23 protein-coding genes are annotated in these 19,913 nt (G+C 53.5%); 8 read left to right on the top strand and 15 right to left on the bottom strand.

Translation table 11 applies throughout. The annotated features are described in order from the left end of the window. Positions 1-80: 80 nt before the first annotated feature. The 11 genes from yedA to IV04_RS02790 all read right to left on the bottom strand — a co-directional run bounded on the left by yedA (position 81) and on the right by IV04_RS02790 (position 8,057). Positions 81-1,010, bottom strand: coding sequence for a drug/metabolite exporter YedA (gene yedA / locus IV04_RS02835; protein WP_037397149.1), 930 nt, complete (start codon positions 1,008-1,010; stop codon positions 81-83). Positions 1,011-1,182: 172 nt separating this feature from the next. Next, a complete protein-coding gene (locus tag IV04_RS02830) occupies positions 1,183-1,707 on the bottom strand; it encodes a DUF3833 domain-containing protein (RefSeq protein WP_037397153.1) in 525 nt (174 codons plus the stop codon). After that, entirely contained in the window at positions 1,707-1,970 is a 264-nt protein-coding gene (locus IV04_RS02825) for a hypothetical protein (RefSeq protein ID WP_037397156.1), read from the bottom strand. Before IV04_RS02825 ends, IV04_RS02830 begins: the two co-directional genes overlap by 1 nt. A 9-nt stretch (positions 1,971-1,979) precedes the next feature. Beyond that, positions 1,980-2,150: a hypothetical protein gene (locus IV04_RS26370; RefSeq protein ID WP_156106834.1), complete on the bottom strand. Its 171-nt coding sequence runs from the start codon at positions 2,148-2,150 to the stop codon at positions 1,980-1,982. Then, positions 2,147-3,376: a cyclopropane-fatty-acyl-phospholipid synthase family protein gene (locus IV04_RS02820; protein WP_037397159.1), complete on the bottom strand. Its 1,230-nt coding sequence runs from the start codon at positions 3,374-3,376 to the stop codon at positions 2,147-2,149. Before IV04_RS02820 ends, IV04_RS26370 begins: the two co-directional genes overlap by 4 nt. Further along, positions 3,373-4,098, bottom strand: coding sequence for a DUF1365 domain-containing protein (locus IV04_RS02815; protein WP_037397161.1), 726 nt, complete (start codon positions 4,096-4,098; stop codon positions 3,373-3,375). Before IV04_RS02815 ends, IV04_RS02820 begins: the two co-directional genes overlap by 4 nt. Continuing rightward, a complete protein-coding gene (locus IV04_RS02810; RefSeq protein ID WP_037397164.1) occupies positions 4,095-5,363 on the bottom strand; it encodes an NAD(P)/FAD-dependent oxidoreductase in 1,269 nt (422 codons plus the stop codon). Before IV04_RS02810 ends, IV04_RS02815 begins: the two co-directional genes overlap by 4 nt. A gap of 4 nt (positions 5,364-5,367) precedes the next feature. Further along, the gene (locus IV04_RS02805; protein ID WP_037397166.1) at positions 5,368-6,084 is read right to left on the bottom strand and encodes an SDR family NAD(P)-dependent oxidoreductase; all 717 of its coding nucleotides are present in this window, start codon (positions 6,082-6,084) and stop codon (positions 5,368-5,370) included. Further along, on the bottom strand, positions 6,081-6,515 hold the full coding sequence (locus tag IV04_RS02800; protein WP_037397169.1) for a nuclear transport factor 2 family protein: 435 nt from the start codon (positions 6,513-6,515) through the stop codon (positions 6,081-6,083). Before IV04_RS02800 ends, IV04_RS02805 begins: the two co-directional genes overlap by 4 nt. After that, positions 6,502-7,281 carry a MerR family transcriptional regulator gene (locus IV04_RS02795; protein WP_037397172.1) on the bottom strand — a complete coding sequence of 260 codons (780 nt, stop codon included), beginning with the start codon at positions 7,279-7,281 and terminating at the stop codon, positions 6,502-6,504. The genes IV04_RS02800 and IV04_RS02795 overlap by 14 nt, the downstream gene beginning before the upstream one ends. Positions 7,282-7,403: 122 nt before the next feature. Then, positions 7,404-8,057, bottom strand: coding sequence for a metalloregulator ArsR/SmtB family transcription factor (locus IV04_RS02790; RefSeq protein ID WP_037397174.1), 654 nt, complete (start codon positions 8,055-8,057; stop codon positions 7,404-7,406). Between the two features lie 217 nt (positions 8,058-8,274). Between IV04_RS02790 and IV04_RS02785 the strand changes: the two genes are divergently transcribed. From IV04_RS02785 to IV04_RS02770, 4 genes are all read left to right on the top strand, one after another. Beyond that, complete coding sequence (locus tag IV04_RS02785) at positions 8,275-8,985, top strand: AzlC family ABC transporter permease (protein ID WP_037397175.1); 711 nt, start codon at positions 8,275-8,277, stop codon at positions 8,983-8,985. After that, positions 8,982-9,293 (top strand): AzlD domain-containing protein, encoded by a 312-nt coding sequence (locus IV04_RS02780; protein WP_037397178.1) that lies wholly within the window; start codon positions 8,982-8,984, stop codon positions 9,291-9,293. The genes IV04_RS02785 and IV04_RS02780 overlap by 4 nt, the downstream gene beginning before the upstream one ends. Positions 9,294-9,470: 177 nt before the next feature. Then, on the top strand, positions 9,471-9,989 hold the full coding sequence (locus IV04_RS02775) for a GNAT family N-acetyltransferase (RefSeq protein WP_037397180.1): 519 nt from the start codon (positions 9,471-9,473) through the stop codon (positions 9,987-9,989). Positions 9,990-10,041: 52 nt separating this feature from the next. Beyond that, positions 10,042-10,524 carry a GNAT family N-acetyltransferase gene (locus IV04_RS02770; RefSeq protein ID WP_037397183.1) on the top strand — a complete coding sequence of 161 codons (483 nt, stop codon included), beginning with the start codon at positions 10,042-10,044 and terminating at the stop codon, positions 10,522-10,524. Positions 10,525-10,618: 94 nt separating this feature from the next. Here IV04_RS02770 and ompC read toward each other — a convergent pair whose 3' ends face one another. Next, positions 10,619-11,719: a porin OmpC gene (ompC, locus tag IV04_RS02765; protein ID WP_037397186.1), complete on the bottom strand. Its 1,101-nt coding sequence runs from the start codon at positions 11,717-11,719 to the stop codon at positions 10,619-10,621. Between the two features lie 335 nt (positions 11,720-12,054). Here ompC and dinG point away from each other — a divergent pair, with 335 nt between their 5' ends. Next, the gene (gene dinG, locus IV04_RS02760) at positions 12,055-14,253 is read left to right on the top strand and encodes an ATP-dependent DNA helicase DinG (protein ID WP_037397189.1); all 2,199 of its coding nucleotides are present in this window, start codon (positions 12,055-12,057) and stop codon (positions 14,251-14,253) included. Here dinG and IV04_RS02755 read toward each other — a convergent pair whose 3' ends face one another. Next, on the bottom strand, positions 14,254-14,688 hold the full coding sequence (locus tag IV04_RS02755) for an Lrp/AsnC family transcriptional regulator (protein ID WP_037440568.1): 435 nt from the start codon (positions 14,686-14,688) through the stop codon (positions 14,254-14,256). Between the two features lie 134 nt (positions 14,689-14,822). On the opposite strand from IV04_RS02755, the gene IV04_RS02750 reads away from it, so the two are divergent. Next, a complete protein-coding gene (locus tag IV04_RS02750) occupies positions 14,823-15,692 on the top strand; it encodes a DMT family transporter (RefSeq protein WP_037397196.1) in 870 nt (289 codons plus the stop codon). Between the two features lie 122 nt (positions 15,693-15,814). Then, complete coding sequence (locus IV04_RS02745) at positions 15,815-16,444, top strand: LysE family translocator (RefSeq protein ID WP_037397198.1); 630 nt, start codon at positions 15,815-15,817, stop codon at positions 16,442-16,444. Positions 16,445-16,521: 77 nt separating this feature from the next. Here IV04_RS02745 and IV04_RS02740 read toward each other — a convergent pair whose 3' ends face one another. Then, positions 16,522-18,573, bottom strand: coding sequence for a DUF2207 domain-containing protein (locus IV04_RS02740; protein WP_037397201.1), 2,052 nt, complete (start codon positions 18,571-18,573; stop codon positions 16,522-16,524). Positions 18,574-18,577: 4 nt separating this feature from the next. Next, the gene (locus tag IV04_RS02735) at positions 18,578-19,120 is read right to left on the bottom strand and encodes a LemA family protein (RefSeq protein ID WP_037397203.1); all 543 of its coding nucleotides are present in this window, start codon (positions 19,118-19,120) and stop codon (positions 18,578-18,580) included. A 129-nt stretch (positions 19,121-19,249) separates the two neighbouring features. On the opposite strand from IV04_RS02735, the gene IV04_RS02730 reads away from it, so the two are divergent. Further along, a complete protein-coding gene (locus IV04_RS02730) occupies positions 19,250-19,882 on the top strand; it encodes an FMN-binding negative transcriptional regulator (RefSeq protein WP_037397206.1) in 633 nt (210 codons plus the stop codon). The last annotated feature ends 31 nt before the right edge of the window (positions 19,883-19,913 follow it).

Genomic DNA, 19,913 nt, shown 5'->3' with positions numbered 1-19,913 from the left:
CGCTTTTTTCAGCATGAGTTATATTTCGCAGATGAGTCAGAACAGCGGGAATTATAACCCCTTTGCCGGGTGAAACAACATTACTCTGGTGCTTTTGCCATCTCCGCACTTTGTACTTTGGCGGGGCGGGCGAACAGGTATTTACCCAGCGTCACCAACACCACTGCAGAGACGATCACCACCAGCGCCAGCCATTCACGCGCGGCCAGCGTTTCACCGGCAAAACCAACGCCAAGCAGCACGGCTACCACCGGGTTCACATAGGCGTAACTGGTCGCTACGGCGGGGCGCACATTTTTCAGCAGGAACATATAGGCGCTGATCGCCAGCATTGAACCGAAGACGATCAAATAACCCAGAGCGAGAAAGCCGCTGAGGCTGGGCAGGTGATCAAGATGTTCGCCGCTAAGGTGGCTGGCGACCATCAACACCACTCCGGCCACCAGCATCTCTGCCGCGCCAGCCATTGGCCCGGCAGGAAGCGAAATACGTGAGCTGAGCACCGAACCAAAGGCCCAACTGGCTGAGGCCAGCAAGATAAGTAGCGAGCCGGTCGGGTTACCCACCAGGTTGTTACCCGTATTAAGCAGAATGATGCCCAGCAGGCCGAGCGCAATACCCGCCCATTCCAGCCTGGTATTGCGCATTCCCCACAGCATGCTGAAACACAGGGTAAACAGCGGCACCGTTGCCACCATGACGGCGGCAATGCCGGAAGGCACGTTCTGATGTTCTGCGACCGTGACCAGGCCGTTGCCGACGGCCAACAGCAGGATGCCGATGATACCGGCTGAGAACCACTGTTTGAGCGTGGGTAACGCGTGGCCGCGCAGCACCAGGAAGCCGAACAGGGCAATACCCGCCACCAGAAAGCGGATGCCCGCCATCATCAGCGGTGGCCAGCTTTCAACCCCCAGCCGGATGGCATAGTAGGTCGATCCCCAGACAATATATAGCGTGAACAGCGCCCCGATGAGTGGCAGAAGATGACGGTTTTGTGGGTTCAGCATGGGTTCTTAATTCGGCAGGGTGAAATTTAGTTAGGGCACTCAGTAAACCCTAAGGCAGGGAGAATAAGCAATGCATTTTTGTGCTTGTTGCAGGCGTGGGGAAGCGAGTGTGACATGGCGTTAAAGCTGCAATGCCCTTTCTGTGGGAGAAAGGGCCGTGGGGACCTGCTGTTTATGATTCTTTCTCAAAGAACAGCGTCACTTTGGCGACTTCCAGCCCAAACTTGCGCAGCGATGTCACGTTGAACAGGTGTTTTTCATCCTGGCGAAACAGCCAGTCGTCAAAGTGCAGTTTTACCGTGCCGTTATCAGTTTTTACGTCCATATCGTAGCGCCAGTTGAAGGCATTGCCAGCCGTATTCCCCTGTGCGACACCGACGATATCATTCGCCGTGCCCTGGTAGCTGCCATCCTTATTTCTGATAATGCGCCAGGTGCGGGCCTGATGCTCGCCATCGTTATACTCAAACTTTTCATGTAAGGTCAGTGTGTTGTCGACCACCTCGCCTTTAATCACCACTTCAAAGCGGCGGGTCTGTTTGTTCTGATAATCCTGCACCATTCCCCAGGCGCGAGTTTCACCACTAAAGTAGCCAAACAGATCGAAGGTTGGCTTGTCATTCTGGTAGTCATGTATATCCGCGCTGCATCCTGCCAGTAAAAACAGCAACGCCAGTAACAGATGTTTGATATTCATCATGAAGCTCCAGTCAGTTGTTGCCGCAAAGCGGGGTATTGGGCCGCAGGTGATAGCCAGATGGCGAGAAAAGCGTCGCGGAAAGCGCTGTCTAAGCGCTCGCCGAACGGTTGAACCGGGTGGTTTGGTTGCGGGCGATAGTAATAGATATCGAACGGCCCCCAGCGCAGCGTGGCGCTGCCCACAGTGGGCCATGCGGCCCATTCACTGGCCTGCACTGCCAGGCTGTTCAGGCAAAGCAGCAGGGTTAACAATATTTTCATCGCATCCTCCTATGCAACATGAACCAACTGATGACGGGCAGATAAATAGCCCAACCGCACATGAGTGTGAGGATCAGCAGTCAGCAACAGAGGCAGCTCGCGTTCGCGCCAGAGGATCGCCAACGTCCAGTAGGCATTGAAGCCTTGGCTGGTCAGCCAGAATCCGGCACCTAATTTCATCGGCGTTCAGCGCTGAGTTGCACCGTGCTGATGGTGCGTGCCAGGAAACCGGCTTCGCAGTAGCACAGGTAAAAACGCCACAACCGCTGAAAACGCTCGTCAAACCCTTGGCTATGCAGTGAAGGCCAATGGTGCTCAAAGCGCTGCCGCCATTCCTGTAGGGTGCGTGCGTAGTCGCGCCCCATATCGTGCAGATCGCACATCACCAGATCGCTGTGACGCGTCAGGGTTGCGCATAACGCAGTGATCGAGGGCAAAAAGCCTCCGGGGAACACATAGCGCTGGATAAAATCCACGCTGCGGCTGTATTGCGGGTAGCGCTGATCGGTAATGGTGATCGCCTGTAACACCATTTTGCCTCTGGGTTTAAGCAACTGCTGGCAGCGCTTTACAAACAGCGGCAAAAAGCGCTTACCCACGGCTTCGATCATCTCGACTGACACCAGTTTGTCATATTGGCCGGTGAGCTGGCGGTAGTCCTCAAACAGCAGAGTGACGCGATCCCCCAGCCCGGCTTGTTCAATGCGCTGGCGGGCATAATCATACTGCGCCTGTGAGATGGTAGTGGTGGTGACCCGGCAGCCATACTCGCGTGCGGCAAACTCTGCCAGTGCGCCCCAACCAGTGCCAATCTCCAGCAGATGATCTTCTGGCTGCAGTGCCAACTGTTCACACAGGCGGCGCATTTTGGCCTGCTGCGCCTGTTCCAGCGTCATTGCAGCCTCGCTGTACAAGGCGCTGGAATAGAGCATCTCCCGATCGAGAAACTGTTGATAGAAATCGTTACCCAGATCGTAGTGCGCCGCAATATTGCGCCGTGCCTGGCCGCGGCTGTTGCTGCGCAACCGATGTACCAGAGCATGCCACGGAGCGGTCAGCCAACTCAGACGTGCTTCCAGTTTGTCTATCACCTGCATATTACTGGCCAGCAACTGCAGTAGGCTGGTGAGATCGGGACTGCTCCAGTCGCCATCGATGTAACTTTCTCCAGCCGCAATGCTGCCGCCCAGCAGGATCCGCCGATAGACGCGCAGGTCATACACTTCAACTTCGGCCTGCAGGGCTGCGTTGCTATCACCAAACTGGATTTCACCGATTCCTGGTTCACGTAACAACAGGCCACCGCCCCGTAACTGCTGCAACAAGGTAAGAATAATGCGGCGTGCGCCTTTGCTGCGGCCAGAAACCGCTGTGCTGCGGCTCAGGGAGTATTCCGGTGAACTCATAGCTTATCCTTGCCGCCGGAGGCGGGGTGAGAGTAAATGGGAGCGCGTTTCAGCCATAATTTCAGCGCCTGCCAGTAAATGGCGACGGCGGTTTTTACCGTCATCAACGGCAAACGCCACAATTGCTGGTGCAGCGTCGCCCGCGTCAACGGTTGCCGGTAAAGCAGCAGGGTGGCGTCGAACTCGCGGTGGGTTCGGTGATTTTCGATATGCACCCGTAGCCGTTGTGCAGGCGCTGAGAGCCGCCAGCGATAGGTCATGTCCATCGGGTTGAACGGCGAAACGTGAAAGATTTTTTCCACCGGCAGGGTGCCGTCTGGCTTTACCGCATAGGTATGGCGTTCATTCCATGGGGTGTTGCGCACTTCGGCCAGCAGCCAACGTAGTTCGCCGTCAGCGTTATACAGGTAGTAAAAGTTGACCGGGTTGAAGTAACAACCTAAATAGCGCAACTGGCACAGCAGCAAAACGCGGCCATCCGGTTTTTCGCCGGTCAGTTCAGCGATACGTTCCTGCGCCTTGGTTTTGATATCCCCACCGCCGAGATAGTCGCCGCGATAAAAGGACGCTGCCGCAAAACGTTCCAGCGCAATACCCAGCGCAGGCAGTTGTGCCAGCTCATCGAGATCGATCAGCGGCATAAAAATACGATAATCGAAACTGTGCTGCACCGGGCTGAAGCGGCGGTGGCGCACATGGCCGACGTACAAGGCGCTGTTCATTGGGGTTCCACCTGCAACAGCGCTTGCGTAACGTCCAGCGCGCTGCGCACACCGTCTTCGTGAAAGCCGTTGTACCAGTAAGCGCCGCAGAACCAGGTATTTTGCTGCCCGTTAATCAGTGCGCGCTGTTGCTGTGCCAGCGCGCTGGCCTGATTGAATACCGGGTGGTGGTAGCAGAACCGGCGCAGGATGTGCGTGGGTTCAATCGGCTGTTGCGGGTTGAGGGTGACGCAAAAGGTGTGCGGCCCCTGCAAGCCCTGCAGGATGTTCATATTGTAGGTCACGCTGGCGCGCTGGGTTTCTGCCTGTTCGCTCTGGCTGGGGAGCCGGTAATTCCAACTGGCCCAGGCGCGGCGCTGGCGCGGCAACAGGCGCACATCGGTATGCAGGATCACTTCGTTGGCCTGATAGGGTAATTGGGCCAGAACGCTTTTCTCTTGCGGGCTGGCATCGGCCAGCAATTGCAAGGCCTGATCGGCATGGCAGGCAAAGATCACCTGATCGAAATGCTGTTCCCCCTGAGCGCTGTGGATCACCACCCGTTGCGGTTGGCGTTCAACCCGTTGTACTGGCGTATTCAGGTGCAGCGTCAGGCGGCCATACAGCGCTGTCAGCATGCGGCGCACATATTCGCGCGAACCGCCGGGCACCACAAACCACTGCGGGCGGTTAGCGATATCCAACAGGCCGTGGTGATCGAAAAAGCGCAGGAACAGCGCTAACGGGAACTGGCGCATATCCGCCAGAGAAGAAGACCAGATCGCCGCCCCCATCGGCAACAGGTAGTGTTGGGCAAAATAGTCACTAAATCCGGCTTGCCGCAGGAAGTCGTTCAACGTTGCATCGCCGACGCCGCCAGCGGCCAGGCGTGTTTTACACTGGCGGTTAAAGCGCACAATCTCCAGCAACAAGCGATAAAAACGTGGGTTAAGCAGGTTATGCCGCTGGGCGAACAGCGTATTGAGCGTATGGCCGTTATATTCCAGTCCGCTGTGCGGATGGGTCACCGAGAAACTCATTTCCGTCGGCTGGCCGCTGATGCCGAGCTCTGCCAGCAAGGCGATAAACTGGGGGTAGGTTCGTTCGTTATAGACAATAAACCCGGTATCAATGGCGTAGCTGTGGCCTTGCAGCGTGACGTCCACGGTAGCGGTGTGGCCACCAGGATAGTCGTTGGCTTCAAACAGCGTAACCTGATGCTCAGCAGCCAGTTTCCAGGCGCAGGTCAGGCCGGAAATGCCACTGCCGATGATGGCTATTTTCATTGCATCACCTCACCAGGCGTTGAGCCAACCAGGCTTGCATAGCCTGCGGCAGTAAAGCTGCCAGCCGTAATAGCGCGGCGAACAGCGGTGGAAAAGCGATTTCTGCCGCCCCTTTGGCCAACCCTCGGCGGATATAACCGGAGGCTTGCTGTGATGTGATGATCATCGGCATAGCAAAATCGTTACGAGCGGTGAGCGGTGTCGCGACAAAACCAGGCATCACCAAAGAAACAGCGATGCCTCTTTGAGCTAGATCCACGCCCAGGCTGCGGGCAAAATAGGCCAGCGCGGCCTTTGACGCTCCGTAGGCCTCTGCTCGCGGCAAAGGAATCAGGCTGGCGGTTGAACCCACAAACGCAATCCGTGCTCCGGGGGCCAGTTGTGGCAGCAGGGCATCCAGGCAATTGACCGGCCCCAGCAGATTAGTACTGAGCACGCGCGCCACTTTCTCGGCTTCTACCACCGCGTTATCCAGATATTCGCAGGTTCCCGCACACAGGATCACCAGATCGGCTGTGCATTCGGCCAGGGCTTCACGGGTGGCGGCCAGATCGGTGATGTCGAAACGCCGCGAGACAATGTTTGAGCTTTGCGCGCTGAGTTCCGCCAACCGGGCCGCATCACGCCCACAGGCGATCACCTGCCAGCCTTCGGCGGCATAATCAAGTGCCAACTGCAGCCCAATGCCGGAACTGGCTCCGGTAATCAGTACACGCTTCATGCTTGCAGCCTCTTTTTGATGCTGAGAACGGCCTGGCCGAGCAATGGGATGTGTTCATAAAGCATGGCCCCCAGATCGTAGTAGTCGCGCTGAAAAATGATGCGCTGCTCGGCAAAACGCAGCTGACTGACGCCCTCCAAATTGAGGACGTGGCCCCGGCGCAGGCGTGGGTGAGCGTACGTCATATGCCAGCACACATAGGCCTGCTGTGGGTTCTGCTGCATGTTGGTGATGGAAAAATGGCAATAACTCAGGTTGCTGAGTGAGTGGCGAAAGTAGGCCTCCAGCGCGGCTAATCCCTGATGCTCGCCAACCGGATCGACAAAATGCACATCGTGGTGATAAACCTCGGGCAGGTCGACCAGCCGCTTCTCATCCAGCCGGAGATAGAATTGCGAAAAGCGTTCCAACAGTGCTTCATGGCTGTTCATGGTGCTGCTCCATAGGGATAGTGAGTAGCGCATTGTTGTCGATCAGCGTGATATCCAGCCCGGCTTCGCGCCAGGCGGCCAACTGCCGACGCTTGGCGGCATTGAGTACCCCTTCGGTAAAAATAAAGTAGCGATCGGCCTTGAACATGGTTAATTGCGGATGCTCCAGGGGGTCCGGCAGGATATCAACGCGCATATCGCTTTTGGCCAACAGGATGGCGACCATCCACAATTCGGTACGATCAGTGTTACCCCAGCTCAGCAACAACGCATTTTGTCCGGGTTTTTTACGCGCTACGGCCAGGCAAAATGCGGCATATTCAATGATCACGCCATCCAGCAGGCTATGCAGCATGTGCAAGAGTTCATGGTGATTCCTGAGTTGGGAGCGTAATGGGCGCAAAACGTGTTCGATCAGCGCTTGAGGGGGATATTCGCGGCCTAAGTCAAAGAGGCGGTTGCGCAGCTTGGTTGCGGAAGGAATCTGCAGCAGGGCCAGTAACTCGCGCTGCAGAGTGGCCCAGTTGGTGTTGTGGTCGGGAACCGGGGAGCCATCCAGCAACAGTTTGATCTGGCTGACTGGAACGCCGCGCTCGATCCAACGCAGAATATTGTGAATACGGGCGACATCTTCTTCGGTGAACTGGCGATGGCCGCCTTCACTGCGCTGGGGTTTCAGTAGGCCGTAACGACGTTGCCAAGCACGCAACGTGACCGGATTAATTCCGCAAAGTTGTGCAACCTCGCCAATAGTGTATAGCGGCATGCCACTTTCCTTGCTTGAAACCTTGAATAGATTAACCATAGCGGGTCAAGACAAAGTTGTACAAAAAAATAAATTATGTACAACTTTGGTTAAAGCAGGAAATGGCATGAAGGGGGAGGGGTTTACTGCGGTAAAATCCGATAGGCGCAGCGGCGTGCACCGGTAAGAACATGTTCGGTACGTTCGACCTGTGCTTGCAGCACCTCGGTGAAAATATTCAGCTCCGCGCGGCAAAATGCCTGGCAGACTCGGGCAGCGGTACAAATTGGGCAATGATTTTCAACCAGCAAAAAAGAGCCGTCTTTCAATTCGCTCCATTCGGCCATGTAGCCTTCGTGGCAGCGGATGGTTGCCAGGCGGGCAACGCGCTCACGTAAATTTTCTGTTCCGTTCATCAGCTGCTGATAATGGTGGCGGGTTTCCTGCTCACGGCTGTCGAGCAACAGCTCTATTGCCTGTTCCCCCAGTTTGTTACGCACCGTGCGCAGCAACTGGGCCGTCAGTTCTGCATGAGCATCAGGAAAATGCGCATTGCCTGCCGGGGTGAGATGCCAGAATTGGACTGGGCGGCCAACGCCGCGCGTTTCGGCTTTAGCCTCAACGAGCCCATCCTTTGCCAGTTTGACGAACTGCTGACGCGCGGCTTCACTGGTGGTGCCGAGCACTTTTCCGGCTTCTGAAGCCTGCTGTGGCCCGCAGGTTTTCAATAGCTTCAGCAAGCGATCGCTAACAGAATGTGCTGTGCATTCGCCATTTTCCAGGCTTATTCTCGACATACTCTACTGCCTCAGTCTTATTTATTCCAAGATATTGCTTGTTAAATTTAGCCTAATCATGCCGCCAACTCAACCCAGGGGCTTACCCCTTTGTGCGAGGAGAGTGGCACAAAATCAATGTTGATAAGCCAACACTGTCTCTCAGTAAATGTGTAAACGATGCAACACTCATCGCCTTTCCTGCGTTATTCTGTGCCAACGAACGAAGGAGAACGTAATGACTTATCAATCAACTCTGGCGGAGCCACCAATACTGCGTTTGCGCCCGGCATTACAGGGGGCGTTGGCGATCTTGCCGCTATGCCTGGCGGTGTTGCCTTGGGGGATCCTGGCCGGTTCTATGGCGATTCAAAGTGGCCTGACCGGTGCTGAAGGGCTGGGAATGTCGGCGATTGTTTTTGCCGGTGCCTCGCAGCTGGTCGCGATGGGAATGATCAAGAGCGGAGCGGGCTTGTTGGCGATTTTGGTTTCCACCTTTTTTGTCACGGCACAGCATTTCTTGTATGGATTACGCTTGCGTGAATGCATTGCTCCATTGCCATTGAGATGGCGCATCCTGCTGGCATTTTTGCTGACCGATGAACTGTTTGCTCTGACCGGCAATCAGGGGCCCGCGCGTTTCAATCGCTGGTACGCACTGGGTGCAGGGCTGGCATTTTATCTATGTTGGTTTTTTGCCACCTTGCTGGGGGTGGTTGCTGCCAGCAGCGTCAGTAATCTCGACAGCTATGGGCTCGATTTCTCGATCGCCGCCACTTTTATTGCCATCGTGGTGCCGATGATCCGCAATCTGCCAGTGCTTGCCTGTGTGCTGACGGCGCTGGTGCTGTCGATTGGCCTGCACCACTATCAGGTGCCGGGGGCGTTGATTATCACTACCGTGGCAGCCATGGTGGTAGGGCTGCTGTGCAGCAGGGGGCGCGCATGATTTGGCTCACTATTGTGCTGATGGGCGTGATCGTCTTTTTCAATCGTTACTGTTTTTTGGCCCCCAGCCTGCCGGTGCGTTTATCGCAACGCATGAGGACATTGCTGAGCTTTTCTGTGCCTGCGGTGCTGACGGCCATCTGTGGGCCGATCATTGCTTTTAACGGTGATGAGTGGCGCGCGTTACCTGAGAATCCTTATTTGTGGGCGGCAGTGTTCGCGGTCATTCTGGCTTTTTTCTTGCGTAATATGTTGGCAGTGGTGGTACTGAGTATGCTGATGTTTATCTTGCTACGAGCCGTGCTCTAAGAGTGCGCTTGAGGCATCCCTTATTTGAGATTTTTTCTCTCATATGGGATTTTAAGTGGTAAATTTTATGTTTAAACGTGGTGGCTGCCTGCATTACCCGCCGTTTGGCAGCATCAGATTTATGTCTCTGGCTCCGTGCCAGCCCATTACACTCTTGTGGATCTGCAGGTCATAACCATGATTGAGATACAGCAACTGGATGCTAACGCGGCGCAAATCGCCATCCCTGAACTGGCTGAAACTTTACATGCCAGCGTGTTACAGGGGGCCAGTATCGGCTTTGTGCAACCTTTTACCATTGAGCAAGCGGCAGCCTTCTGGTTGCGTCTGTTACCAGCGATTGAGCGTGGTGAGCGCCTGCTACTGGTGGCACGCGAAGCAGGCCGGGTGAAAGGGACTGTCCAACTGATACTGGATATGCCGGGCAATGGTCAGCATCGGGCAGAGATCGCCAAATTGATGGTACACCCGTATGCGCGGCGTAAAGGGATCGCTCGCCAGTTAATGCAGCAGGCTGAGAAGCTGGCCGCTGACCATGAGCGTAAGTTGCTGGTACTCGATACGCTGAGCGGTGATACGGCGGAAGGGATGTATCGTTCGCTGGGGTATCAACTGGCCGGAATGATCCCGCATTATGCTCGCTCCAGCAACGGTGCTTCTTTGGAGTCAACCAGCTATATGTATAAATTACTTTAATATTAAATGGTTAGGGCCTAGGTCAGCAATGCAGGGTTCTAAGGGACAGGGAATGAAAATTGAAGTGATAAAGGCCGATTACGCTAACCCGCAACACGCAGCGTTAATCATCGAATTGCTTGATCATTATGCCCGTGATCCTATGGGGGGCGCGGAACCGCTGAGTGATTATGCGCGCACCCATTTGGTGCAGGAACTGGCAAAGCGGCCATTTGCCCTAACGTTGTTGGCGCTGGTTGATGGTAAAGGTGCCGGGTTGGCTAACTGTTTTGAGGGCTTTTCTACATTCAGTTGCCAGCCGCTGTTGAATATTCACGATATGGCCGTTTCTTCTGCGTTCCGTGGTTTGGGTATTAGCCAACACCTGTTGGCGGCGGTAGAGGCGGAAGCGCGCCAGCGTGGCTGTTGCAAGATTACTCTGGAAGTCCTGCAGGGGAATACGGTGGCGCAAGCCAGTTACCGTAAATTTGGTTTTGCCGGTTATCAATTACAAGATGCCGCAGGATGTGCTTTATTTTGGCAGAAAATGCTGTAATGAAAAAACCGGGCGCAGCAGCCCGGTAAATAAATCAACAAGGGAATTTGGTTGTTTATACCCAAACAACTTGAGGCATGATGGATGTAATCAGTTAAAACTGATAAGTCAGCGCAACTGCGATCACATTATCTGTTTTTAACCCCAGCTTATTATCGCTGTTGAGCCGGTTGATTTTATAATCCACATAAGTAGACATGTTTTTATTGAAGTAGTAATAACTTCCCACGTCGAAGTATTTCACCAGATCGGTATCACCGATGTTTTCAATCTCTTTGGCTTTGGATTGCACATAGGCCAGCGATGGGCGCAAACCAAAATCAAACTGGTATTGAGCAACCAGCTCTACGTTATTGGTTTTATTGGCGAAGCCACTCACTTTGCTGGTGGTGTTATTAATGTTCGCGTTGCCTGAAATGGCTGTTAAATTATGGGTTTCGGCGTAGGTGGCGGCCAGATAGACGTTGTTGGCATCATACTTCAATCCGGTTGCCCAAATTTCAGCCTTGTCACCTTTGCCGTAAGTACTTAATTTCTGGCCTTCGGTCCGATTGGAGGCGGCATAAGCGGCACCGACAGTCAGGCCATCAATAATGGCATAGCTGGACGACAGGCCAAAACCATCACCATTCGCTTTGCTGAGGTTGTCGCTGCGGTCGTTCTCGTTTTTACCTTGATATTGCAGGGCGAATTTCAGGCCATCTACCATGCCAAAGAAATCGCTGTTACGGTAGGTGGCGACACCGGTAGCCCGGCCAGTCATAAAGTTGTCGGTCTTGATAAAGGAGTCAGCGCCAAATTCCGGGAGCACATCGGTAAATGCCCCGACATCATAAATCACACCGTAATTGCGACCATAATCAAATGAACCAAAGTCTTTTACCTTCAAACCCGCAAAACCGAGACGGGTTTTGGTATCTCTGGTGCCATCAGCTTCACTGTGGTTGGCCGCAATCTGATATTCCCACTGGCCATAACCGCTCAGCAGATCGTTAATCTGTGTTGCACCTTTAAAACCGAGGCGTACATACGTTTTGTCACCGTCATTGCCTGTGTCATCAGAGAAATAATGCAGTGCTTTTACACGGCCATAAAGGTCAAGCTTATTGCCATCTTTATTATAGATTTCTGCTGCCTGTGCAGCTTGAGCAACGAAAAGGGCCGGAATAATGACTGCAAGAAGATGAGGTTTCATGGTTTTCCCTGCTTTATATGATTGAAAGAGACTTGTTATTAGCGGTATTACCGCTTTAATGTTCTGCCAGAACGTGCGCAACGCAGAATTTTTACCGCAGTTGTGTGATGTATTTATGACAGATTATTTACATCTGTATGGCGCGAGGAGAGGAATCACTTTTCAGGTTGGTTTTCATCGGGTAAAGAAGGCGATGGTCTGTGCTTATCCATCTTCATCAACCGTCGTTTAGTGCGGGGCGCTGCGCATTGTAGGCCAGCCAACCATAACTCGGGCTGACGCCACCGGCAGTCTGTGGGACAATAGCGCCATCATTTCGTTTAGATAAGAGTTGAATGGCGCTCTCCTCCGCAGTTAAAGATCAGATCGGCCAGTGGTACAAAGCCCTGCAGCAACAAATACCGGATTTTATTTCCCGTGCTCCACAGCGGCAGATGATTGCCGAAGTGGCGAAAACCCTTGCCGGAGATTATCCACGCCATCTGGCGATCGAAGCCCCGACTGGCGTGGGCAAAACGCTTTCGTACCTGATTCCGGGGATTGCCGTTGGTCGTGCTGAGAGCAAACCGCTGGTGGTCAGCACTGCCAACGTGGCGCTGCAGGATCAGATCTACAGTAAAGATTTGCCACTGTTGAAGAAGATCATTCCAGATCTGAAATTCACCGGTGCATTTGGCCGTGGGCGTTATGTTTGCCCACGTAATCTGGCGGCGATGAGCACTGACGTGGCCGGGCAGGGCGATCTGATGTTGTATCTGGATGAGGATGAACTGGCACCGTCGAATGGTGAAGAGCAAGCGCTCTGCCAGAAGTTGTCGAAAGCCCTTAGCCGCTACGAATGGGATGGTTTGCGCGATCATTATCAGCAATCGCTCGACGACGCACTTTGGGCCAAATTGAGTACCGATAAGGCCAACTGCTTGGGCCGCAACTGCCACTACATCCGCGAATGCCCATTTTATATCGCGCGTAAAGAGATCGAGACCGCCGATGTGGTGGTGGCTAACCATGCTTTGGTGATGGCGGCGCTGGAAACTGAATCGGTGTTGCCGAACCCGAAAGATCTGCTGTTGGTGCTGGATGAGGGTCATCATCTGCCCGAAGTCGCGCGGGATGCGTTGGAAATGGAAGGGGAGATCACCGCGCTGTGGAGCAATCTTCAGCTCGATATGATCGTGCGGCAGGTTGAACAGTGCATGACGCAGTATCGGCCCAAAAATCCGCCGGGGTTGGCGAACAGCGAGCGTCTGAAAAACCATTGCGAAGAGATGCGTGAACTGCTCCAGATTTTTGAGCATCAGGTCAACGCATATCTACCGCCCGATAGCAGCAATGCCGAGCACCGTTTCGAGATGGGTGAACTGCCTGCTGAGATGGCCGAGATTTGTGCACGCTTATTCAAGCTCACCGATGGGCTGCGTGGGCTGGCGGAGTTTATCCTTAACGATCTCACTGAACAGACCGGCAAGCATGACATTGTGCGCTTGCACCGTTCGATCATTCAGATGAGCCGCACGCTGGGTTACCTGGAAGCAATGAGCAAGCTGTGGCGGCTGGCGGCGCTGGAGAAGTCTTCTAATGCGCCGATCTCCAAGTGGGTGGCGCGTGAACTGCGCGACAACGTCACACACCTTTATTTGCACTGCGTGGGCATCCGCGTCAGCGATCAGTTGGAAAAACTGCTGTGGCGCAAAATACCGCATGTCGTGATCACTTCGGCCACTTTGCGCTCGCTTAACAGCTTCTCGCGCCTGCAAGAGATGAGCGGGCTGAGCGAGAAGGCGGGCGATCGCTTCGAAACCCTCGATTCGCCGTTTAACCACGTTGAGCAGGGCAAAATCGTCATTCCCAAAATGCGCTTTGAACCGGCGATGGCCAACGAGGCCGAGCATCTGGAAGAAATGGCGCGTTTCTTCCGTGGTGAGCAGGCCAGCGGTCAGCATAAAGGGATGCTGATCCTGTTCAGCAGCCACCGTGCCATGCAGACCTTTTTGAGCTACGTGAGCGATCTGCGCCTGATGCTGTTGGTGCAAGGCGATCAGCCGCGCTATCGGTTGGTGGAGGAACACCGTAAACGGGTGGAGAAAGGCACCGCCAGCGTTCTGGTGGGGTTGCAGTCGTTTGCTGAAGGGCTGGATCTGAAAGGGGAACTGTTAACCCAGGTGCATATCCACAAGATTGCTTTCCCGCCGATCGACAGCCCGGTGATTTTGACCGAAGGTGAATGGCTGAAATCGCTAAATCGCTATCCCTTTGAGGTACAAAGCTTGCCGAGTGCGTCGTTTAACCTGATCCAACAGGTAGGGCGATTGATTCGCAGCAATCAATGCCACGGTGAAATTGTGATTTATGATCGTCGCCTGTTGACCAAGAGCTACGGCTCGCGCCTGCTGGCAGCACTGCCGGTATTCCCGATCGAGCAGCGTGAGGTGCCGGAAGCCGACAAGGCGCACTTGGCGGCGCTGAAATCCGCAGCCAGCGCAGCGAAGAAAGAGAAAAAGGGCAAAAACCCGTTTGCTCGCCGCCGCCGTTGATTAGGCCAAGGGAGGTAAACGGCGCTTTACCGGCGTATTTTTGACGATAGAAGTGTTGCACTGAGCATGTTCTGCCAGCTTATCCAGTACTTGATCGAGTTGATCCATTGAGCGTGATACCAAACGGGCGATGAAGCAATCTTCACCAGTGACTTTGTCGCACTCAATCACCTCAGGGATCTGCTGCAGGATCAGTTCCACTTTTTTCAGCATACCGGGTAAGGGTTTGATACGCACCAGTGACTGAAAACTGTAGCCAATTGACTGTAAATTGATGTTCAGCGTATAGCCCTGGATTGCGCCGTTTTCTTCCAGCCGCCGCAGCCGCTCTGAGGTGCTGGGGGATGAAAGACCGGCTTGGGCACTCAGTGCTTTTAACGAAATGCGCGCATCCATAGCCAGAATAGTCAGAATCTGGCGATCGATATCATCCATAAACTCTCCATTAGGTAAATTCACCTTTTAACCTGCGATATAAAGGCAGTTAAGCATATATGCCTTTTTTATGCCATGTAAAACCAGAGCTTAAAACTGCAAGCTAATACTCGGTTTATTTGGAGGGATTGAGGATGAATGCAGAGATAAAACGCGGTTCGCTGGAGATGGTGATCGCCATGTTGATCTCCGGCAGTATTGGCTGGTTTGTACTGATATCTGGTCAGCCAGTCATTAACGTGGTGTTTTGGCGTTGTACCGTTGGGGCGTTAGTTCTGGTGGTGGTGTGTGCTTTATTAGGCCAGCTAAAGCGCGACCGGTTAACGCGCCGCGTTTTGCTGTTGGCGATAGCCGGTGGTGTGGCTCTGGTGGTGAATTGGTTGCTGCTATTTGCCGCTTACTCGTATGCCTCTATTTCCATCGCGACCGCAGTGTACAACACCCAACCTTTTATGTTGGTAGGGCTTGGAACACTATTTCTTGGTGAAAGATTGACGGTGCGTAAACTACTTTGGCTGTTACTGGCCTTTATCGGCATGATGTTGGTGGTGTTGGCGCAACCTAACTCCTCTGCGGGACAACAGACCTATCTATGGGGGATTTTGCTGTCGCTTGGCGCCGCATTCTTCTATGCACTGATGGCGTTAGCCGCAAAACGTCTGAAAGGTACCCCACCACACTTAATTGCTCTGCTTCAGGTGACGGTTGGGGCAGTGATGTTGTTACCGTTTGTCGATTTTCACTCTCAGGCCAGCAATCATCAGTGGGGAATGTTGGTGACGCTTGGCATAGTACATACCGGTTTAATGTATGTGTTGTTGTACGGGGCGATTCAGAAGTTACCCACCTATCTGACCGGTTCGCTGTCGTTTATCTACCCTATTGCCGCAATCGGGGTTGATCGGTTGGCGTTTGGCCACCATCTGGTGACGCTGCAGTTTGCCGGAGCAGCAATGATTCTGCTGGCTGCCGCCGGGATGAATTTGCTGGGGATGGATGGTTAAGTATGGGATTCGTCAGTTTATCAGCAGAAATAAGTTGCCTGAAGGTTCTGTTAGGGTAAAAGATGTGATCCGGTGAATATTAACCCTCTGTTTTCTCAGCGCATCACTAACCTAGGTGAAATATGATTGACGCTTCTACATTGCTCTTGTTCACCGGTGCCTGTCTGGCGTTAGCCATGACTCCTGGCCCAGATATGCTGCTGATTGCTTCCCGTAGCCTTAGCCAAGGGCAAGGCGCGGGCTTTGCCTCGCTGGCGGGGATTCAGTTGGGTACTTACTGCCATGCGTTGGCGGCGGCGCTGGGGCTTTCGCAACTTTTTGTTTCTGTGCCGCTCGCTTACGACGCACTGCGTTTGGCTGGTGCGGCCTATCTGCTCTATCTGGCCTGGAAGACGTTGCGTTCTGGCAGTAACTTGCAGTTATCTGCTGGATTACAGACGATTCCAGCAAGCCGGATCTTTCAGCAAGGGCTACTGACCAATATCCTCAATCCTAAAATGGCGCTGTTTGTGCTGGCGTTGTTTCCACAATTTATTGATCCACGGGCGGGATCGGTGGTAGGGCAGATGCTGGTTCTGGCCACTATCCTCAATGCGATCGGGTTGGTGGTAAACGGAACGGTGATCGCGGTGGTTAGCAGGATGAAACGCCGCTTTTTACGGCAGCGATTCAGTGCCCGCTGGCCTAATTATCTGCTAAGTAGCGTTTTTGCTGGGCTGGCCTGTAAGTTGATCTTCGATAGCCGCAAATAATTCGAGTTGCTTGTCGGCGGCATGCATGAAGTCTCAGAAGCCACGCCACGCCGGTTAACCCTGACGTGGCGCAATGCTTACCAACCACCGCCACCGCCGCCGCCAGAACCACCCCCTGACGAACCCCCACCGGAAGAGCCGGAGCCGCTGTAGCTTGAGCTCGATCCCGAGCTTGAACCTGAACTGCTGCTAGGGGTTGCCTTGGATGATGAACCGCAGGATTGGCTGAAATGATGCACGCTATCCCAATCCGCGTTAGCAAAGACCTCTGACATGGTTCCGGTGCTGATCAGGTATTGGGAGAACGTATTTGCCCAGGTTTTCCCTACACCGAGGGCCAAGGCATACGGGAGCATCCGCTCAAAATGGGAAGCCAGCTTGTCGGGCGGGTAAAGTGTCTGATAGCGGTGCTTTTCCGCCGCGCCAAGATACAGTTTCAGCCCTTGAGCGGTCGCTAAATTATTCAACCCTTGCTGTGTGTAACGTGGTGCTATCCAACCAAAGCCCACGCAGAACAGCATAACCAGTAGCAGTGCACCCACGTATCCGGCGGGTAACTGGGTTATAGGGAATAGGTTAAACATCAACAGACCGCTGGCGAACGTAGCCAGCGGGCCAAATATCAGGGCGAGGAACAGGGAGAAAAATCCCCAGTCGTTCAATATTTTTCTTGGGTTGAATAACAGCCTGAGTAGAAAAGAAAGCAGTGTCAGGCCCACCAGCAACAGCAATAACGCGGGAATGGTGACTATTGCTACACCAGCGTTGAACAGCGTGCCACAGATCAGTGGCACCAGCAGCATGATCAGGATCCCGCGCCATATTGGCCCAGAGCGTTGCACGAATAATTGTTTCTGCTGTGCCGTACAGCGTTTCTCCAACTCCTGACGGGCGTTCTGCATTGGCCGTTGATAAGCTTTGCTAAGGTTGATGTTTTTACGATCACCGCTAAACAGTATGCTCAGCAACTTTTTATCATTAACGTTCAACGGCTTTTTGTTTTCATCCGTTCGTAGCGATAACCACTGTTCATTGGCGGCGCGTTTAGTGGTGCTCTGTTTGTCCGTAATATCCAGAGCGCGCTTCGCGACCAGATCCAGCAGATCGCTGGAAAAGGCGATATCATCGTACTTACGCTGGGTAATAAAACGCAGATAACCTGGTGACATATCGGCAGGGAGTGCGTACAGCGGCACAATCGGTGGCATTTTTAACCCTGTCGCGGTCACATTTTTACGCCACCAAAGCAGGTAGTAACCGAGCAGGAGGAACACCGGTATCCACAAACTGCTGGTTTTCACCGTTGGCAGCAACAGATGTATCAACGGTAAAGCGGCTTCTGGAGCAGGCGCATCGGCAAGAATGCTGCGTGGCCAGGTGTAAACGACGGTCAACCCTTTGCCCTGTTGTAGCGGCTGCATGGTTTGTACACTGCCATCAGCCAGGATCCGGGCATCTTGCTCTTTGGCACCTGGCCTACCGGTATAAATATCAATCGATTGCAACCGGGTGTCTTTACCTTCGGGATTCAGAAACGCGCTGGATTCCGGTAATTCCAGATGAAAACTGGCTTTATCAATGGAATAGGCCCAGTCGTTACCGGTTACGTTCCAATAAAGTTCATCCCAATCGGGGAAGCGACTGAAGTGGTTACTTATTCGATACTGAATCTCATAGCTGTAAACGCCGGGCTGCAGAAGGTGTTCCGCACTGCCAATGCGGACGGTGAGCGTTTTCCCTTCTTTCACCACGCTGAAAGGTTCGGCTACGCCATCGCGTAATACGTTTTGGATCTGATAGTCGACGCTGAAAATCTTGCCGTCCTGCCGGTTCCAGGTGAGCGGCAGAGTGCGGAAAATCCCCCGACGTATTTGTTGCCCGAGTGACAACACCTTGATGTTTTCGTTCATCAGCATGCTGCCATCGGTATTAAACCGCGCACGGGCATCGAAGGAGAGAATATGCTCATTCGCACGTTCGAGTCTGTTAGTGCTTTCGCTTTGGTTTGTGCTGGCAGGGGTAACGGAGACGCTGATGGCAATATCATCGGTTGCCGCTTGAGCAACTCCTGGTGCCAACACCAAAAACAGCCAGAAAACGCACCGTACTCTCGTAAGCCAGTTTGCCATCCTGCTATTCCATCCGTGGGAGTTTGGCATCTTCGGGATCTTCAAGCTCAAAGAAGGTGTCTACGTTAAAATTGAATGCGCGGGCCAGCAGTAAACTGGGGAAAGACTCCACCAGAATATTGAAATCGCGCACTGTGCTATTGAAATAACGACGCGCCATCTGGAGCTGTTCTTCTATTTCTGCCAGTGATTGTTGCAAGGCCAGAAAATTTTCGTTGGCCTTAAGTTCAGGATAAGCTTCTGCCAAGGCAAAAATACGCCCCAGAGTGCCTGAATATTGCCGTTCACTCTCGGCAAGCTGGCGAGTATTGCCCACCAGGTTGCTGCGTTGGCGGGTGATTTCTTCCAGTAACTCTTTTTCGTGTTGAGCATAGCGTTTTACCAGGCTCAACAGATTCGGCGCCAGATCGTGGCGGCGCTTGAGCTGCACGGCGATACCGCTCCAGGCTTCGTCTTTAAAACGCCGTAGTGAGACAAAGCGGTTATAGGTGATAATTGCCCAGAGCAGCACCACGGCAACGATGGCTAAACCAATATAAACTTCCATTTTTCAATCCATGTTTGGCTAGATAAATGTAATCCTTTGAGATGCATATGGATATTATCTCATTCTGGTACTTAGGGTAAATCGTGATACAACTATAAAACTTTTCTGATAATAAGGACGTTATGCGCTATGTATCAGCCCGCCTCATTCCGTGAAGACGATGTAGAGACCCAACTGGCCTTAGTACGCGCTAATCCGCTGGGCCTGTTAATCAGCCATGGTTCGCAGGGGTTATTGGCGGATCCGATCCCTTTTCTGGTCGATGTCGATCAGCAAGGGCGGGTGACCCTGAGGGCACATGTGGCACGTGCTAACCCTCATTGGCAGGTGCTGCAAACGGTGCAGGAGTGCTTGGTGGTATTCCAAGGGGTTGAAGGCTATATCTCGCCGAACTGGTATCAAAGCAAAAGCCAGAGCGGCAAAGTAGTGCCGACCTGGAACTATGCGGCAGTGCATATGTGGGGTGTGCCAACGGTGACGCATGATCCACTCTGGTTACGCCAGCAGTTAGACGGATTGACCCGATTACAGGAAAGCCAACAGCCGGAGCCGTGGCAGATTGATGACGCCCCGGCTAACTATATTGCCAGCCAGATGAAAGGTATCGTCGGGATTGAAATTGCGATAACGCGGCGCGAGGGCAAGTGGAAAATGAGCCAGAACCGCAGTGCAGAAGATGTCAGCGGCGTGATCGCCGGGTTGCAGGCCGGTGACAGCGTGCAACAGCAGTTGGCCGATGAGGTTGAGCGGTGCCGCGAATAAGTTATGCTATAGCAAAATGAATCAGCGGGAC

The sequence above is a fragment of the Serratia sp. Ag1 genome (assembly GCF_000743355.1).
Lineage (GTDB): Bacteria > Pseudomonadota > Gammaproteobacteria > Enterobacterales > Enterobacteriaceae > Chania.
The sequence above is the reverse complement of the archived record's forward strand: the minus strand, read 5'-3'. Positions and strand labels throughout refer to the sequence as shown.

Coding starts and splice junctions, on each gene's coding strand:
- yedA (WP_037397149.1), bottom strand. CDS start 1,010: ATGCTGAACCCACAAAACCGTCATCTTCTGCCACTCATCGGGGCGCTG.
- IV04_RS02830 (WP_037397153.1), bottom strand. CDS start 1,707: ATGAATATCAAACATCTGTTACTGGCGTTGCTGTTTTTACTGGCAGGA.
- IV04_RS02825 (WP_037397156.1), bottom strand. CDS start 1,970: ATGAAAATATTGTTAACCCTGCTGCTTTGCCTGAACAGCCTGGCAGTG.
- IV04_RS26370 (WP_156106834.1), bottom strand. CDS start 2,150: ATGAAATTAGGTGCCGGATTCTGGCTGACCAGCCAAGGCTTCAATGCC.
- IV04_RS02820 (WP_037397159.1), bottom strand. CDS start 3,376: ATGAGTTCACCGGAATACTCCCTGAGCCGCAGCACAGCGGTTTCTGGC.
- IV04_RS02815 (WP_037397161.1), bottom strand. CDS start 4,098: ATGAACAGCGCCTTGTACGTCGGCCATGTGCGCCACCGCCGCTTCAGC.
- IV04_RS02810 (WP_037397164.1), bottom strand. CDS start 5,363: ATGAAAATAGCCATCATCGGCAGTGGCATTTCCGGCCTGACCTGCGCC.
- IV04_RS02805 (WP_037397166.1), bottom strand. CDS start 6,084: ATGAAGCGTGTACTGATTACCGGAGCCAGTTCCGGCATTGGGCTGCAG.
- IV04_RS02800 (WP_037397169.1), bottom strand. CDS start 6,515: ATGAACAGCCATGAAGCACTGTTGGAACGCTTTTCGCAATTCTATCTC.
- IV04_RS02795 (WP_037397172.1), bottom strand. CDS start 7,281: ATGCCGCTATACACTATTGGCGAGGTTGCACAACTTTGCGGAATTAAT.
- IV04_RS02790 (WP_037397174.1), bottom strand. CDS start 8,057: ATGTCGAGAATAAGCCTGGAAAATGGCGAATGCACAGCACATTCTGTT.
- IV04_RS02785 (WP_037397175.1), top strand. CDS start 8,275: ATGACTTATCAATCAACTCTGGCGGAGCCACCAATACTGCGTTTGCGC.
- IV04_RS02780 (WP_037397178.1), top strand. CDS start 8,982: ATGATTTGGCTCACTATTGTGCTGATGGGCGTGATCGTCTTTTTCAAT.
- IV04_RS02775 (WP_037397180.1), top strand. CDS start 9,471: ATGATTGAGATACAGCAACTGGATGCTAACGCGGCGCAAATCGCCATC.
- IV04_RS02770 (WP_037397183.1), top strand. CDS start 10,042: ATGAAAATTGAAGTGATAAAGGCCGATTACGCTAACCCGCAACACGCA.
- ompC (WP_037397186.1), bottom strand. CDS start 11,719: ATGAAACCTCATCTTCTTGCAGTCATTATTCCGGCCCTTTTCGTTGCT.
- dinG (WP_037397189.1), top strand. CDS start 12,055: ATGGCGCTCTCCTCCGCAGTTAAAGATCAGATCGGCCAGTGGTACAAA.
- IV04_RS02755 (WP_037440568.1), bottom strand. CDS start 14,688: ATGGATGATATCGATCGCCAGATTCTGACTATTCTGGCTATGGATGCG.
- IV04_RS02750 (WP_037397196.1), top strand. CDS start 14,823: ATGAATGCAGAGATAAAACGCGGTTCGCTGGAGATGGTGATCGCCATG.
- IV04_RS02745 (WP_037397198.1), top strand. CDS start 15,815: ATGATTGACGCTTCTACATTGCTCTTGTTCACCGGTGCCTGTCTGGCG.
- IV04_RS02740 (WP_037397201.1), bottom strand. CDS start 18,573: ATGGCAAACTGGCTTACGAGAGTACGGTGCGTTTTCTGGCTGTTTTTG.
- IV04_RS02735 (WP_037397203.1), bottom strand. CDS start 19,120: ATGGAAGTTTATATTGGTTTAGCCATCGTTGCCGTGGTGCTGCTCTGG.
- IV04_RS02730 (WP_037397206.1), top strand. CDS start 19,250: ATGTATCAGCCCGCCTCATTCCGTGAAGACGATGTAGAGACCCAACTG.